General features: G+C 38.0%; 12 protein-coding genes. 8 read left to right on the top strand and 4 right to left on the bottom strand.

Annotation, left to right across the window (positions count from 1 at the left end; all coding sequences use genetic code 11):
• Positions 1-11: 11 nt before the first annotated feature.
• Entirely contained in the window at positions 12-2201 is a 2190-nt protein-coding gene (locus CA265_08905; protein ID ARS39761.1) for a DNA helicase RecQ, read from the bottom strand.
• Between the two features lie 91 nt (positions 2202-2292).
• Between CA265_08905 and CA265_08900 the strand changes: the two genes are divergently transcribed.
• Entirely contained in the window at positions 2293-3261 is a 969-nt protein-coding gene (locus CA265_08900; GenBank protein ARS39760.1) for a D-arabinose 5-phosphate isomerase, read from the top strand.
• A 14-nt stretch (positions 3262-3275) separates the two neighbouring features.
• On the top strand, positions 3276-4367 hold the full coding sequence (locus tag CA265_08895; protein ARS39759.1) for a mannose-1-phosphate guanylyltransferase: 1092 nt from the start codon (positions 3276-3278) through the stop codon (positions 4365-4367).
• A gap of 523 nt (positions 4368-4890) precedes the next feature.
• Here CA265_08895 and CA265_08890 read toward each other — a convergent pair.
• The gene (locus CA265_08890) at positions 4891-5658 is read right to left on the bottom strand and encodes a 23S rRNA (guanosine(2251)-2'-O)-methyltransferase RlmB (protein ID ARS39758.1); all 768 of its coding nucleotides are present in this window, start codon (positions 5656-5658) and stop codon (positions 4891-4893) included.
• 200 nt (positions 5659-5858) lie between these two features.
• Between CA265_08890 and CA265_08885 the strand changes: the two genes are divergently transcribed.
• Entirely contained in the window at positions 5859-7421 is a 1563-nt protein-coding gene (locus CA265_08885) for a replicative DNA helicase (protein ID ARS39757.1), read from the top strand.
• Positions 7422-7766: 345 nt separating this feature from the next.
• On the opposite strand, the gene CA265_08880 is transcribed toward CA265_08885, so the two are convergent.
• Both CA265_08880 and CA265_08875 read right to left on the bottom strand, forming a co-directional pair.
• A complete protein-coding gene (locus CA265_08880) occupies positions 7767-8984 on the bottom strand; it encodes a chromate transporter (protein ID ARS39756.1) in 1218 nt (405 codons plus the stop codon).
• A gap of 40 nt (positions 8985-9024) precedes the next feature.
• Complete coding sequence (locus CA265_08875; GenBank protein ID ARS39755.1) at positions 9025-9360, bottom strand: tetratricopeptide repeat protein; 336 nt, start codon at positions 9358-9360, stop codon at positions 9025-9027.
• A 129-nt stretch (positions 9361-9489) separates the two neighbouring features.
• Between CA265_08875 and CA265_08870 the strand changes: the two genes are divergently transcribed.
• The 5 genes from CA265_08870 (at position 9490) to CA265_08850 (ending at position 14688) form a co-directional block, all read left to right on the top strand.
• The gene (locus CA265_08870; protein ID ARS39754.1) at positions 9490-10227 is read left to right on the top strand and encodes an electron transfer flavoprotein subunit alpha; all 738 of its coding nucleotides are present in this window, start codon (positions 9490-9492) and stop codon (positions 10225-10227) included.
• Positions 10228-10336: 109 nt separating this feature from the next.
• Positions 10337-11305: an electron transfer flavoprotein subunit alpha gene (locus tag CA265_08865; GenBank protein ARS39753.1), complete on the top strand. Its 969-nt coding sequence runs from the start codon at positions 10337-10339 to the stop codon at positions 11303-11305.
• Positions 11306-11376: 71 nt separating this feature from the next.
• On the top strand, positions 11377-11991 hold the full coding sequence (locus CA265_08860) for a hypothetical protein (protein ARS39752.1): 615 nt from the start codon (positions 11377-11379) through the stop codon (positions 11989-11991).
• A 187-nt stretch (positions 11992-12178) separates the two neighbouring features.
• Entirely contained in the window at positions 12179-13558 is a 1380-nt protein-coding gene (locus tag CA265_08855; GenBank protein ARS39751.1) for an MFS transporter, read from the top strand.
• An 8-nt stretch (positions 13559-13566) separates the two neighbouring features.
• The gene (locus tag CA265_08850; protein ID ARS39750.1) at positions 13567-14688 is read left to right on the top strand and encodes a hypothetical protein; all 1122 of its coding nucleotides are present in this window, start codon (positions 13567-13569) and stop codon (positions 14686-14688) included.
• Positions 14689-14755 lie beyond the last annotated feature (67 nt).

Raw genomic sequence — 14755 nt, 5'->3', positions numbered from 1 at the left:
GACATCAAAAGCTAGTTGCCTAGTTCTGACATGAATTTAATTCGCATCAATTGAATTTCTTCGCGGGTGTAATCAGTTTCACCTAATTCATTGAGCGCTTCGTCTATAGAATCGCTTTCGGCTGCCCTGAAATAATCAAATACTTCATCCTGTCTATCATCATCAATCACTTCATCAATGAAATAGTTTAGGTTAAGTTTGGTTCCAGAGTTTACAATCGATTCTACTTCTTTCAGGATTTCTTCGTAAGTGATGCCTTTTGAGTCGGCAATATCTTCCAAGCCAATCTGCCGGTCGATATTTTGAATAATTGAAACCTTCATCTGAGATTTATTGGCCTGTGTTTTAATAATCAGATCAATCGGACGCTCGATATCGTTATCCTCAACATATTTTTTAATCAGTTCGATAAAAGGTGTTCCGAATTTCATCGCTTTACCCGAACCTACACCAGAAATCTGGCGAAGCTCTTCCATCGTAATGGGGTAATGTGTACACATTTCCTCTAAAGATGGGTCTTGAAAAACCACAAATGGCGGAACGCTTTTTTGCTTGGCTATTTTTTTGCGTAGCTCTTTAAGCAATGATAAAAGATGCGTATCTAAAGCACCTGTGCCTTGTTTTACGTCATCATCGTCATCGTCAGCACCGTTCTCTATTGGCTCGTTTAGTATGAATTTGAGGCTGTAAGGGTTGACAATAAAATCTCTTCCCTGTTTGGTTAACTTTAATAAACCGTAATTATCAATATCTTTAAAAAGGTAGTTGTTTAAAACAGCCTGGCGGATAATCGATTTCCACATCAACTCACCTTCTTCTTTACCAATTCCAAATTCAGGAACCTTACTATGCTCGTAGGCAATGGTTTGTGCGGTTTCTAAACCTAAGAAAACGTTTAGCAAGTGTGCATCGTCGAATTTTTCTCCCGATTTCTCAATAAACTTTAATACCGTAGATAACTGGCTTTCGGCGTCAAATTGTTTTTTAGGCTTTTTGCAATTATCGCACATGCAGTTACAGCCTGTTTCATTAAAGTTTTCGCCAAAATAATGAAGGATCTGCTTCCGACGGCAAACGCCAGATTCAGCATAATCAATTACTTCTTTTAATATTTGTGTCCCAATTTCTCTTTCAGAAACCGGTTTATCTTTCATAAACTTGGCCAGTTTGTCTACATCTTTTTGAGAGTAGAAAGCAATACAAACACCTTCGCCACCATCACGTCCGGCCCTGCCAGTTTCCTGGTAATAACCTTCCATACTTTTAGGCACGTCATGGTGAATGACAAAACGAACATCGGGTTTATCGATCCCCATACCAAAGGCAATGGTTGCAACGATTACCTCAGCATCTTCCATCAAAAATTTATCCTGTGTTTCGGCCCTAACTTTTGGGTCTAAACCAGCATGATAAGGCAAGGCACTAATTCCATTTAGATTTAGCGCTTCAGCCACCTCTTCTACCTTTTTGCGACTTAGACAATAAATAATGCCTGATTTGCCCGGATTAGATTTGATGTATTTAATAATCTCTTTGGTAATGTCTCTTTTCGGGCGGATCTCGTAAAAGAGGTTGGGTCTGTTAAATGAAGATTTAAACAAGGTTGCCTCCGTCATGCCGAGGTTCTTCATAATATCCTGCTGCACTTTTGGTGTAGCCGTTGCGGTTAGTGCAATAATTGGAATGTTATTTCCTAATCCTGCAATCACCTGTTTAATCTTACGGTATTCTGGTCTGAAATCGTGCCCCCATTCAGAGATACAGTGCGCTTCATCAACAGCAACGAAAGAGATTTTAATCAGATTTAAAAATTCAATATTATCCTGTTTCGCCAGAGATTCGGGCGCAACATACAATAATTTAGTCTGACCGCTTAAAAGATCAGATTTAACTTGAGTAATTTCAGATTTGTTTAGGGATGAATTAAGAAAATGAGCAATACTGTCATTTCCACCAAAGGCCCTTAATTGGTCTACCTGGTTTTTCATCAATGCAATTAGTGGAGAGATTACAATTGCCGTTCCCTCGCTCATTAAAGCGGGCAACTGATAGCAAATAGACTTCCCTCCGCCTGTTGGCATAATAACAAAAGTGTTATTGCCTTCTAAAATATTTGTAATGATCGACTCCTGATCACCCTTGAAATTATCAAACCCGAAGAAATTTTGTAGGTTATCAAATAACGACTTTTTCACGTCCATTTTGTGTAATAAAATATGCGATGCTATTTTTGTATCCAAAATAACATAATTTTACAAGAATTTCAAGTATTAACATACAATTATTTTCTCTTTGAAAAGTAAAAAATCAATAATCCAATCAGCTGTAAGCACATTAGAGCTTGAAGCAGCAGCAATATTAAATGTTGCCAAGAATATTAATAACGATTTTGAAAAAGTCGTATCAAGCATTTTACATGGTAAAGGAAGGGTAATTGTTACAGGTATAGGAAAAAGTGCAATTATTGCGCAAAAAATGGTGGCTACTTTTAATTCAACAGGTACCCCTGCTATTTTTATGCATGCTGCAGATGCCATTCATGGCGATCTGGGCATGATCCAGGTGGATGATATTGTCATCTGCCTTTCTAAAAGCGGAAATACACCAGAAATAAAAGTACTTACCCCCTTGTTAAAAACTTCTGGCAATCTTTTAATCGGGATGGTTGGCGAGTTGAATTCTTTTTTAGCCGAGCAAGCTGATCTGATTTTAAACACTTCTTTCGAAAAAGAAGCTTGTCCGCATAATTTGGCACCCACCACCAGTACAACGGCGCAATTGGCATTGGGCGATGCCTTAGCCATTTGTTTATTGGAATGCAGAGATTTTAATGAATCAGATTTTGCCAAGTATCACCCGGGAGGATCCTTAGGTAAAAAATTATATTTAAGGGCCCGTGATCTTGCCCTGTCTAACGAAAAACCAGCCATACATCCATCGGCTTCTGTTAAAGATGTGCTGATCGAAATTAGTAAAAACCGTTTGGGTGCTGTTGTTGTTGTTGATAACGACGATAAGGTGCTGGGCATTATTACCGATGGTGATATTAGGCGGATGTTAGAAAATAACAATTCTATTGCAAACTTAAAAGCCGAAGATATTATGGGCAGAACGCCAAAGAGTATACAATTTGATGCTTTAGCGGTGGATGCCTTGGATATTATTAAACAAAACAATATAACGCAATTATTAGTTCTGGAACAAAATACTTACTTTGGCATTATCCATTTACACGATCTTCTTAACGAAGGTATTGTGTAATTTTAATTTATAAAATGAATAAAGATTATTATGCATTAATTATGGCCGGTGGCGTCGGAAGTCGCTTTTGGCCAGTAAGCAGAACAGAATACCCAAAACAGTTTATCGATTTTTTTGGTGTAGGTAAAACTTTGATACAAAGCACCTACGATCGATTTTTAAAAATTTGCCTTCCTGAAAATATTTTTATTGTTACCAACGAAATTTATTCGGATTTAGTAAAAGAGCAGTTGCCACAGCTCAGTGCAAATCAAATTCTGGCAGAACCTTTATTAAGGAATACAGCACCTTGTATTGCTTACGGAAGTTTAAAAATTGCTCAATTAAATCCAAATGCGACTATTGTTGTAGCTCCTTCTGATCATACCATTGCCAATATTGATGGCTTTATAGAGTCTATTCAGCAATCATTAGATGCAGCTTCTAAAAACGATTGTTTAATCACATTAGGTATTAAACCAAACCGTCCGGATACAGGTTATGGTTATATTCAGCACACCGATTATGTGCTCAATACCGATACCGACCTGCATAAGGTTAAAACCTTTACCGAAAAGCCAAATCTGGAATTAGCCAAATCATTTTTGCAAAGTGGCGATTTCCTGTGGAATGCCGGGATATTTATCTGGTCGGCTAAAGCGATTTTAAGTGCCTTCGAAAAACATCTGCCGGATATGTATGAGATATTTAATATCGGCAGGTCTGAGCTGAATACGGAAGGAGAAAAAGCCTTTATCAATAATGCATATTTCCAATGCACCAATATTTCAATTGATTTTGGGATTATGGAAAAAGCGGAGAATGTTTACGTGCTTCCATCCGATTTTGGCTGGTCTGATTTAGGAACCTGGGCCTCTATTTATGAGATGGCCGAGAAAGACTATGTAGGCAATGCGGTTATCCCTTCGGAGCAGGTATTGATGTTCGATTCATCGAACTGTATGGTAAATGTGCCGAAAGATAAATTGGTGATCCTGCAAGGACTGCACGATTACATTGTGGTCGAAAACAATAATATGCTCATGATTTGCCCAAGAAACGAAGAGCAGAGAGTTAAGGAGTTTGTCGCTGAAGTTAAATCGCGCTACGGAAATAAGTTTATTTAGGATGGATGATGTGAGAGGTAAGATGGATGATGTGGCATAGCTTATATTACCCATCTTACATTTCCCTTTTAACCCTATAATGGAAGATCCTGAAACGAGTTCAGGATAACGAACCACGATGAGGTGTATGAATCGATACTAATTCCATCAGCCCTTTTACGTCTTACCTCTTACATTTTCCCTTCAACCTATAATGGAGGATCCTGAAACAAGTTCAGGATGACGAACCCTGATGAAATGTATGAATCATACTAATTCCATCAGCCCTTTTACATCTTACCTCTTACATTTTCCCTTAAACCTGTTATAAAAGATCCTGAAACAAGTTCAGGATGACGAACCCCGATGAGGTGTATGAGTCGATACTAATTCCATCGTCCCATTTTCCTTTACATCTTACTTATTACCTTTTCCCTTTTAACCTATAATAGAAGATCCTGAAACAAGTTCAGGATGGCGAACCCCGATGAGGTGTATGAATCGATACTAATTCCATCAGCCCTCTTCCCTTTGACATCTTACCTCAAACTGTTCTTTGTCTGACCGCTTCGTATAAAATTACCCCGGCGGCAACCGAAACATTTAACGATTCGATTTTTCCAGCCATTGGTATTTTAGCTAAATGATCGGCTACCCTTAAAAGATCGTTAGAAATTCCTTCATCTTCTGAGCCCATTACAATTGCCGTAGGCATGGTATAATCTGGTGCATAAATAAAATCACTTGTTTTTTCGGTACAGGCTACAATTTGCAGACCGCTTTCCTGTAGAAATAAACAGGTTTTGTGCAGGTTAGCATGGCGACAAATCGGAATGCTGAATAAGGCACCCGCAGATGTTTTAATGGCATCTGCATTGATCTGTGCTGCATTTTTTAACGGAACAACAATGGCATGAACGCCTACACAAGCAGCCGTACGGGCAATTGCACCCATATTGCGGACATCAGTCACGCTATCTAAAACCAAAATTAATGGAACTTCTCCTTTTTCAAAAACAGCTGGAACAATGTCTTCAATATTCTGATAGGTAATGGGAGAAATAACGGCAATTACACCTTGATGGTTTTTCTGCGACATGCGGTTCAGCTTCTCAACTGGAACCGAATTTAAAGGAATCAAAGTATCTTTTAGAAGCGCTTTCAATTCTAGAAAAAGATCACCGCCCAAACCGCGTTGCTGGTAAATGGTTTCAATATCTCTTCCTGCTTTAACGGCTTCTATTACGGCCCTGATGCCGAATACAAACTCATTATTCTCTTTTGCGCGTTGCGGTCTTCTAAAATTATCCATGTTTTGAAATTGTTAGGCAAAAGTATTCAAATAAAATGTTTTAGCCCTAAACAATGTGCTCCTTATTAACATTTAATTGTTTAAAAATTTATATGGCATCATAAATCCAATAAAATTTAATCTGATTATGCTTCAATTTGTTAACAAACAGCTAGTAACTAATTCGAGCAACCGCATCAAAATTTGATTACTTTTGTGGAATGAGTATCGATAATGAACAAGGCGGAAAGAACAGTATGACTGCTAGAAAAAGCAGGTTAAGTAATACCATAAGTTCACAAGGGAAAATCCCCCCTCAGGCGTTAGATCTTGAGGAAGCAGTTCTTGGGGCATTAATGCTCGAAAAAGATGCGCTTTCTGCTGTAATTGATGTTTTGAAACCAGAGGTTTTTTATAACATTGCCCATCAGAAAATTTTTGAAGCCATTCATATCCTATTTCAGAAATCGCGACCGGTTGATATTTTAACCGTAACAGCCGAACTGCGTACATTAGGCACTTTAGAAATAGTTGGTGGCGCTTATTACATTACCAATTTAACCAATAGAGTTGCTTCAGCAGCGAATATCGAGTTCCACGCACGTATTATTTCTCAGAAATATATTCAGCGTGAGTTAATTAGGATCTCTACCGAAATCATTACAAATGCCTACGAAGATACAACTGATATTTTCGATCTCTTAGATCAGGCAGAAAAAGGACTTTTTGAAATCGCCCAGAATAACCTGCGTAGAGATACACAGAAAATGGACGATATCATTAAACAATCGTTAGCCACATTAGAAGAGCTTCGTACCAAAACCGATGGTTTAACCGGTGTGCCAACAGGTTTTACAGGATTAGACAGAATAACTGGTGGCTGGCAAAAGCAGGATTTAGTGATTATTGCTGCACGTCCGGCGATGGGAAAAACGGCTTTCGTACTAACCTGCGCAAGAAACGCCACCGTCGATTTTGCAAAGCCAACAGTGGTATTCTCACTAGAGATGTCGTCAGTTCAGTTGGTGAATCGTTTAATTTCTGGAGAAGCAGAAATTGAACAGGAAAAAATCAGAAAAGGAAATTTACAGGAATGGGAATGGCAGCAGTTACACAGTAAAATTGGCCGTTTAACTGAAGCTCCCCTGTTAATTGATGATACACCTGCGCTAAATATTTTCGAGTTCAGGGCAAAATGCAGACGATTAAAATCGCAATACGATATTCAATTGGTAATTGTCGATTACTTGCAGTTAATGCATGGTAAAGGCGAAGGAAAAGGAGGCGGTAACCGTGAGCAGGAAATTGGTAGTATTTCAAGGGCACTAAAATCAGTTGCAAAAGAACTTGACGTTCCGGTGCTGGCACTATCGCAGTTAAGTCGTGCGGTAGAGAGCAGACCTGGTTTACAAGGAAAGCGACCAATGTTATCCGATTTACGTGAGTCGGGATCTATTGAGCAGGATGCGGATATGGTATTGTTCTTGTACCGTCCTGAATATTACGGTATTACTGAAGATGAACAAGGAAGGTCGCAGGCGGGTATTGGTGAGGTTATCATTGCAAAACACCGTAATGGTGAAACCGGGATCGTACCGCTTAAATTCGTAGGTAAATTTGTGAAATTCCAGGATCTGGAAGACGACTTTAATGCGCCACCAAATTCATTTGCTGCTGATCCTTCTGCGGGAATGTATCCATCTCAGGATTTTGAAAAACAAAGCAATGTGATTATCCGTCCTTCAAAAATGGACGATTATAATGATGATGATCCACCGTTTTAGGTATTGATAAATCCTAATGCTGTATAAAAAGTATTTCATTTAAGCGCAAGGTTTAGCTTTTTGGCCTCCCACTCCGCTCAGGATGACAAGTAAAGATTTCAACAATCAGAACTAAAAATGGGCGCTGGCACGAAAAGCTGATCCTGGCAGCAGGTAACCAGGCAATCTAAACCCGATAAAACGAATGCTCCCGATTTAAGCACTGTATATTTTATTTTTATTGTGTGCTTGCTTGTTTCACAGGTTTCATCGGAGCAGCAGTGATAGCGGGACTGCATTAAGCTATAATTTACTGCAATTGCTTTTCAAATTTTAGTTAAGATTCAAAACCTTCATCTGTTTTTACTAAAATAAATATCCGATCAGGATACCTGCCAACACAATAACCGGCGGGCTTATTTTTGTGAAATTAAGCAGCAGAAATGTGGCAAGCATAATTCCCAAAAATATCCAGTTAAAGCCCATGGGTATTAACAGCAGTACAAAAGCGGCGATAATAAATCCAACACTAACGGCATTGATTCCGGAAAGGCTATGACGGATGCGGGAGATCTTTTTCAGATCATCCCAAAATGGTACAATAAATAAAACGAGGATTAGTCCAGGTAAATTGATACCAATTACCCCGATTAATCCGCCTAAAATTTGCCCCCATAATCCGTATCCAAAATTCTTCATGCTTAATGCACCTAAATAGCTGGTGAAAGAAAATGTTGGACCAGGTAAAGCTTGTTGTAATGCAAAACCTGATAAAAATCCGGATGAAGGTAAATAATGTTTCATCTCTACAAACTCGGTAAACATCAGCGGAACAAGTACCTGTCCCCCTCCGAAAACCAATATTCCGTTACGGTAAAAGTTTTCGAGTAAACGGATCGGCAAACTAAAGGGCGATGTTCTGTTTATAATTGCGCCTACTAAGGCAAACAAAAGTAAAGCACCCAAAAAGTAAACTAGTTTTTTAGGGTTGATATTTGAAAAAAGTTTAACCCTTAGCTCTGCTTCCTCTTTTGGTGTTTCGATAGCCGAAGAGATCATTCCTCCTATTAATATTGACAATGGAAACACATAAGCATTTCTTAAAACTAGCGTAGCAATAACCGAAGCAATGGCCAGGAATATGGAAACCTGCGAGGATAAAACCTTTTTGCCAAGTTTCCAGGCGCCGTAAGCTACAATACCCAGTGCAATTGGCTGGATATACTCTAAAACATCATTGAACTTTTGTTTTTGATCGAGCAGGGCATAACTGATTGCAGCAAAAGTCATTATAGTTGCTGTGGGTAAAATCCAGATCAGGAAAGTGATAATAGCCAGTTTAAGTTTTCCAACCTTCCAGGCTATCCCAACCAGGGTTTGCGTAGATGCTGGTCCTGGGAGTACCTGTGCCAATGCATTTAACTCTAAAAGCTCCTCTTCTGAGATAAATTTTGTGCTCTGAACAAAGTATTTAAGCAATAGCGCCAGATGTGCCTGCGCCCCTCCAAAGGAAGTAAAGGTGAAAAAGATTACGTTTCTAATAAATAACCACTGTCTTTTTGCAGCAATAGGTTTTGTTTGCATTTATAATAATAAACTAAAAGCCCCTTCAGGGGTTTGGGGTTTAATCGTCTTCATAATCTAATCCAGCCGCTGTATTATATGCACCCTGTAATTCAGAAAAAGCGTGCATGTCTCTTTTGTTGCGTGCTACCTGCATACCTTGCTGATAAATGGCGATAGCCTTTTCTTTTTGATCGTCTTTTTCGAGTAATTTACCTAAATGGTAATAGGTGCCAACATAATCGGGATGTTTATCCGTTAACTGAAGGTAAAAAGAATAAGCCTTTTCCTTATCATTTTGTGCGTTATACTCTGTGGCTAAGGCATATAGTATAAAAGGATCGTTGGGATCACTTTCTAAAAATTCTAATAACTTACTTAAACGGGTTGATGACATTTTATTTCCTTGCTTTTTTAATTAAATTTGCAGAAAGACCTTATATAATAAACATATAACATATGAAATTATCATGAGCTAATCAATTCAGCTTGATAACGTCATAGCAATAAAAACCACTATTAACATATGAAAATATTAGTTTGTATCAGTAATGTGCCAGACACAACGACAAAAATAACTTTTACTAATGATAATACCGAATTCAATACGTCAGGAGTGCAATATATTGTTAATCCATACGATGAAATCGCTTTATCAAGGGCAATTGAGTTGACCGAAGGCGGTAAAGGAACAGTAACCGTTATTAATGTCGGCGAAGCGGGTAACGATCCTACCATCAGAAAAGCGCTTGCAATTGGTGCAGATGATGCAGTTAGGGTTAATGCGGCACCGAGAGATGCTTATTTCGTGGCAAAACAGCTAGCAGAATATGCAAAAGATAAAGATTTCAATCTAATTTTAACTGGTCGCGAGTCTATTGATTATAATGGTAATCAGGTTGCCGCTATGGTTGGCGAATTTTTAGACATCCCTTCAGTATCTATTATTAAAAAATTAGATGTTGATGGCGATACAGCAACAATTGAAAGAGAAATTGAAGGTGGTAAAGAAGTTTTAACGGTTTCAGGTAAGTTGGTTGCAAGTTGTGCCGAAGGCGTAGCAGAACCAAAAATTCCGAATATGCGTGGTATCATGAGCGCCAGAACAAAACCATTGGTGGTAGTAGATGCCGTTGCTATTGAAGAAGTAACCAAAGTAACCAAATACGAAACCCCTGCTCCTCGCGGAACGGTAAAATTAATTCCTGCCGACCAAACAGAATCGTTAATTAGTTTACTTCACAGCGAAGCTAAAGTGATATAAGTAGTTGGCAATTTTCAATTTCCAGTTGTTTAATAATAAAGAGATAATAAATAGAATTAATTTCATTATAAAATAAAAAGTCCCCTTCAGGGGATTTAGGGGTAAATATATGTCAGTATTAGTATATGTAGAACAAGCTGAGGGAAAATTTAAGAAATCTGTATTTGAAGCCGTATCTTATGCCAAAGCCATTGCCGATCAACAATCAACTCAGTTAACCGCAATTTCTATTGGCGACGTAGCTGATAGCGAATTAAAGGAATTGGGTAAATACGGTGCATCCAAAGTATTAAACGTGAGTTCCGATCAGTTAAAAACTTTCGTAAACCAGGCTTATGCAAGTGTTATTGCAGCAGCAGCGGAAAAAGAAGGTGCCGATATTGTGGTTTTATCTAACTCTTTCTCTGGCAAAGGTTTAGCTCCACGTATTGCAGTAAAACTTAAGGCAGGTTTAGCTGACGGTGCAGTTGAGTTACCGAGTAATGATGGTAAATTTTCGGTTAAAAAAACCGCTTTTTCAGGTAAAGCATTTGCCATTACCGAATTAACATCGGCCAATAAAGTAATCGCGTTAAACCCAAATGCATTTGGTGTTAAAGAAAATGCTACTGATGCAGCAATAGAAGTTTTTACCGCTGATGTTAAACAATCAGATTTAGGAACTGTTATTAAAGAGATTGTTAGGGCAACAGATAAAGTGTCATTACCTGATGCAGAATTGGTGGTTTCGGCCGGTAGAGGTTTAAAAGGACCAGAAAACTGGGGAATGATTGAAGAATTGGCTGGTTTGTTAGGTGCAGCTACAGCATGCTCTAAACCCGTATCGGATGCAGACTGGAGACCACACTCAGAGCACGTTGGTCAAACCGGTATTGCCATTAGTCCTAACCTTTACATTGCAATCGGTATTTCTGGCGCGATCCAGCATTTGGCTGGTGTGAGTTCTTCAAAAGTGATTGTCGTAATCAACAAAGATCCGGAAGCACCTTTCTTTAAAGTGGCCGATTATGGTATTGTTGGAGATGCTTTTGAGGTGGTACCAAAATTAATTGAAGCATTAAAAGCACATAAGGGATAATTTTTGTCATCCTGAGCCTGTCGAAGGATTAAATTAAATGTTTCGACAAGCTCAACATGACATCGACAAATATGAAAAAAGTTAAATTAGATATTGTAGGTTTATCTTACAGCCAGACTCAATCTGGTGCTTATGCCCTTGTTTTAGGAGAAGTAAATGGACGCCGCCGCTTACCGATTATTATTGGTGCTTTTGAAGCGCAGGCCATTGCTATAGAAATTGAGAAAATGACTCCTAGTAGGCCATTAACACATGATTTGTTTAAATCAATGGCTGATACTTTTCATATCAATATCCAGGAAATTATCATATATAACCTGGTTGATGGTGTTTTTTATGCAAAGCTGATTTGTAGTGATGGTAAAAATACACATGAAGTTGACGCCAGAACATCTGATGCTATTGCTTTGGCTGTTCGGTTTAATGCCATGATTTATACCTACGAATTTATTTTAGCTTCCGCCGGAATCGTAATCGAAGGCAATGACTTTCTTTTTCTCGAAAACATGGATTCTATTGCAAAGGAACCCGAAGCAGATAGCTTGCCAACCTCAACCCAGCAACAAGGTTATGGTGATTTAACATTAGAAGAGCTTCAACAAAAATTACAGGAAGCTATTGCCGATGAAGCCTATGAAAAGGCCGCAAGATTAAGAGATGAGCTCAATAAACGCGGAACATCATAGCATTGATGCTGATAAAATGTTTATCTGGTCTAAATTTGTCTGAATTTTCTTCTCAAATCCACTCTATAAAAGCTAAATTCTAAGATGAACCAAATTGTTTAAAATAATTTAGGTTCATTTTGGATTATCATTTAAAATAGTTCTATATTCAGCTTTTACTTTCAATCATTCAAACTAAACTATTATTATGAACGTTAAGTTTCGCTTAACTATAATGAGTTTCATGCAATTCTTTGTATGGGCTGCCTGGTTAATTACGATTGCAAATTATTGGTTTGGAACCAAACAATGGGATGGTGCAGATTTTGGGATAATTTTCTCTACCATGGGCATTGCATCGTTATTTATGCCAACCATAACAGGTATTCTTGCAGATAAATGGATCAATGCTGAAAGGTTATATGCAATCTTACATATTCTTTATGCCGCCACCATGTTCTATCTTCCTCAGGTAGAAGATCCACACACTTTCTTTTGGGTAATACTGGTAGCCATGTGTTTTTACATGCCAACCATTGCATTAAGTAATTCCATTAGCTACACAACGTTAAAAAACGGCAATTTCGATGTAGTGAAAAACTTTCCACCCATTCGTGTATGGGGAACGGTTGGTTTTATTGCTGCCATGTGGCTTACCAATTTAACGGGTAATAAAGCAAGTGCGAATCAGTTCTACATTGCAGGTGTCAGTGCCTTAATGCTGGGATTATACTCTTTTACCCTTCCCGCCTGTAAGCCTTTGAACCTCATTAGTGAGAAAAAAACATTCGCACAGAAACTGGGCTTAGAATCTTTCAAGCTGTTTGCCGACTACAAAATGGCATTGTTTTTTATCTTCTCTATGTTTTTAGGAGCTGCATTACAATTAACAAATGCTTATGGTGATGTATTTTTAGATGAATTTAAATTATTTCCTGTTTTTGCCGAATCTTTTGTCATCCGATATTCTACCATTATTTTATCCATCTCTCAAATATCAGAAACATTGTTTATTCTGGCTATTCCATTCTTTTTGAAAAGATTTGGGATTAAATGGGTAATTGCAATTGCCATGTTTGCCTGGGTATTACGTTTTGGCTTATTTGCTTTTGGCGATCCATCTACCAATTTATGGATGATCATCACTTCTTGTATTGTATACGGTATGGCATTCGATTTCTTTAATATTTCGGGGTCATTGTTCGTCGAAACATCAACTACACCAAAAACACGTTCATCTGCACAAGGTTTATTTATGATGATGACTAACGGTTTCGGCGCTGTGTTTGGAAGTTTAGTATCAGGTTGGATGATTAATAAATATTTTACGACCTATTATAGCAGTATCGATTCGTTATCTAAATATGTAAAGAGCGAAGCAGACAATAAGCATTTGCTGCAGTTTTTGAAAAACAAAGGAATCAGCGTGTTAGAGAATGGAAATTTAAGCAGGGCTTTAGATGTAAAAGACTGGCACAACATCTGGCTATCTTTCACCATTTATGTATTGGTTATTGCGATAGTTTTTGTTGTCATATTTAAACACAAACATACACGGGCAGAAGTAGAAGCCATTAACCATTTATAATTTATTCCATGTCAGCTGGTAAGTATAGAAAAGAACACAATTGTTTAAACTGCGGTGCTCATGTTGAGAAACATTATTGTAGCGATTGCGGTCAGCCGAACCTAGAGTTAAAAGAAAGTTTCTGGGCTTTTATCAGCCACAGTATTGCGCATTACTTTCATTTCGACAATAAATTTTTTCAAACCCTCTCTCCTCTTTTAACAAAACCCGGAAAGGTTACGCTCGATTATTTAGCCGGCAAAAGGGCCCGCTATATTAATCCGGTGAGTATGTACATCTTTGTTTCCATCGTATATTTTTTGGTGGTGTATTCGCCAAAACATAAAACAAAGGAAAAACATGAAAACGGCATCACGATTGAAAATAAAAGGAGTGAAAATGTTACCGATAGTGTAAACAAGGCACTGAAACTTACAGGAATATCTAAAGAGATTGCAAATAAGGCGACAACATCGATTAATAAAGCAATCAAGAAAAAAGAATTTGTAAAACTTGGTTTTGCTGACCAGGAGAAAGAGTTAAATAGACTTAAAACAGAAAATACCACCCTCAAATCGGATTCTATTAATGACCTGATCGAAGATTTTAACGAGATTCATATTGAAAGGAACGATAGTACTTATGCTGCTTATTTAAACAGACAGAAAAAATTACCACCAGCCGATCAGGATAGCTGGTATGAGCGGTTAATCAAAAAGCGGGCGATCAATATAGGTGAAAAATCTGAAGTCATTCAGGAAACCTTAGAACATAACCGCCCAAAACAGTATTTCTTATTGATGCCGCTATTGGCGCTGTTCATCATGTGGAATTTCAGGAAAAATCATATTTATTATTTAAACCACCTGATTTTTACCATTCACGGTATGACTGCCTATTTTATTGTGCAGATTTTTACAAACCCATTGGTTAAGCATGTTTTTGGCAACAGTGCCATTATTACCAATATTATTCAATTTGGTGTGGTGGTTTGGATATGCTGGTACATGTACAATGCGTTAAAAGTGTTTTACCAACGTAAACCTTCCAGTATTATATTTAAAATGTTCTGGATCTTTGTGATGTACTGGATCGCATTTAATGTATCTGAAATGGTCATGGTAAACCTGATTTATTACGTGGCTACATAACTAGATCGTCATGCTGAACTTGTTTCAGCATCTATCATGGAGGGAAGATCCTGAGTTAAACTCAGGA

The sequence above is a fragment of the Sphingobacteriaceae bacterium GW460-11-11-14-LB5 genome, from assembly GCA_002151545.1.
Lineage (GTDB): Bacteria > Bacteroidota > Bacteroidia > Sphingobacteriales > Sphingobacteriaceae > Pedobacter.
This window is presented reverse-complemented; position numbering and strand designations above follow the sequence as displayed.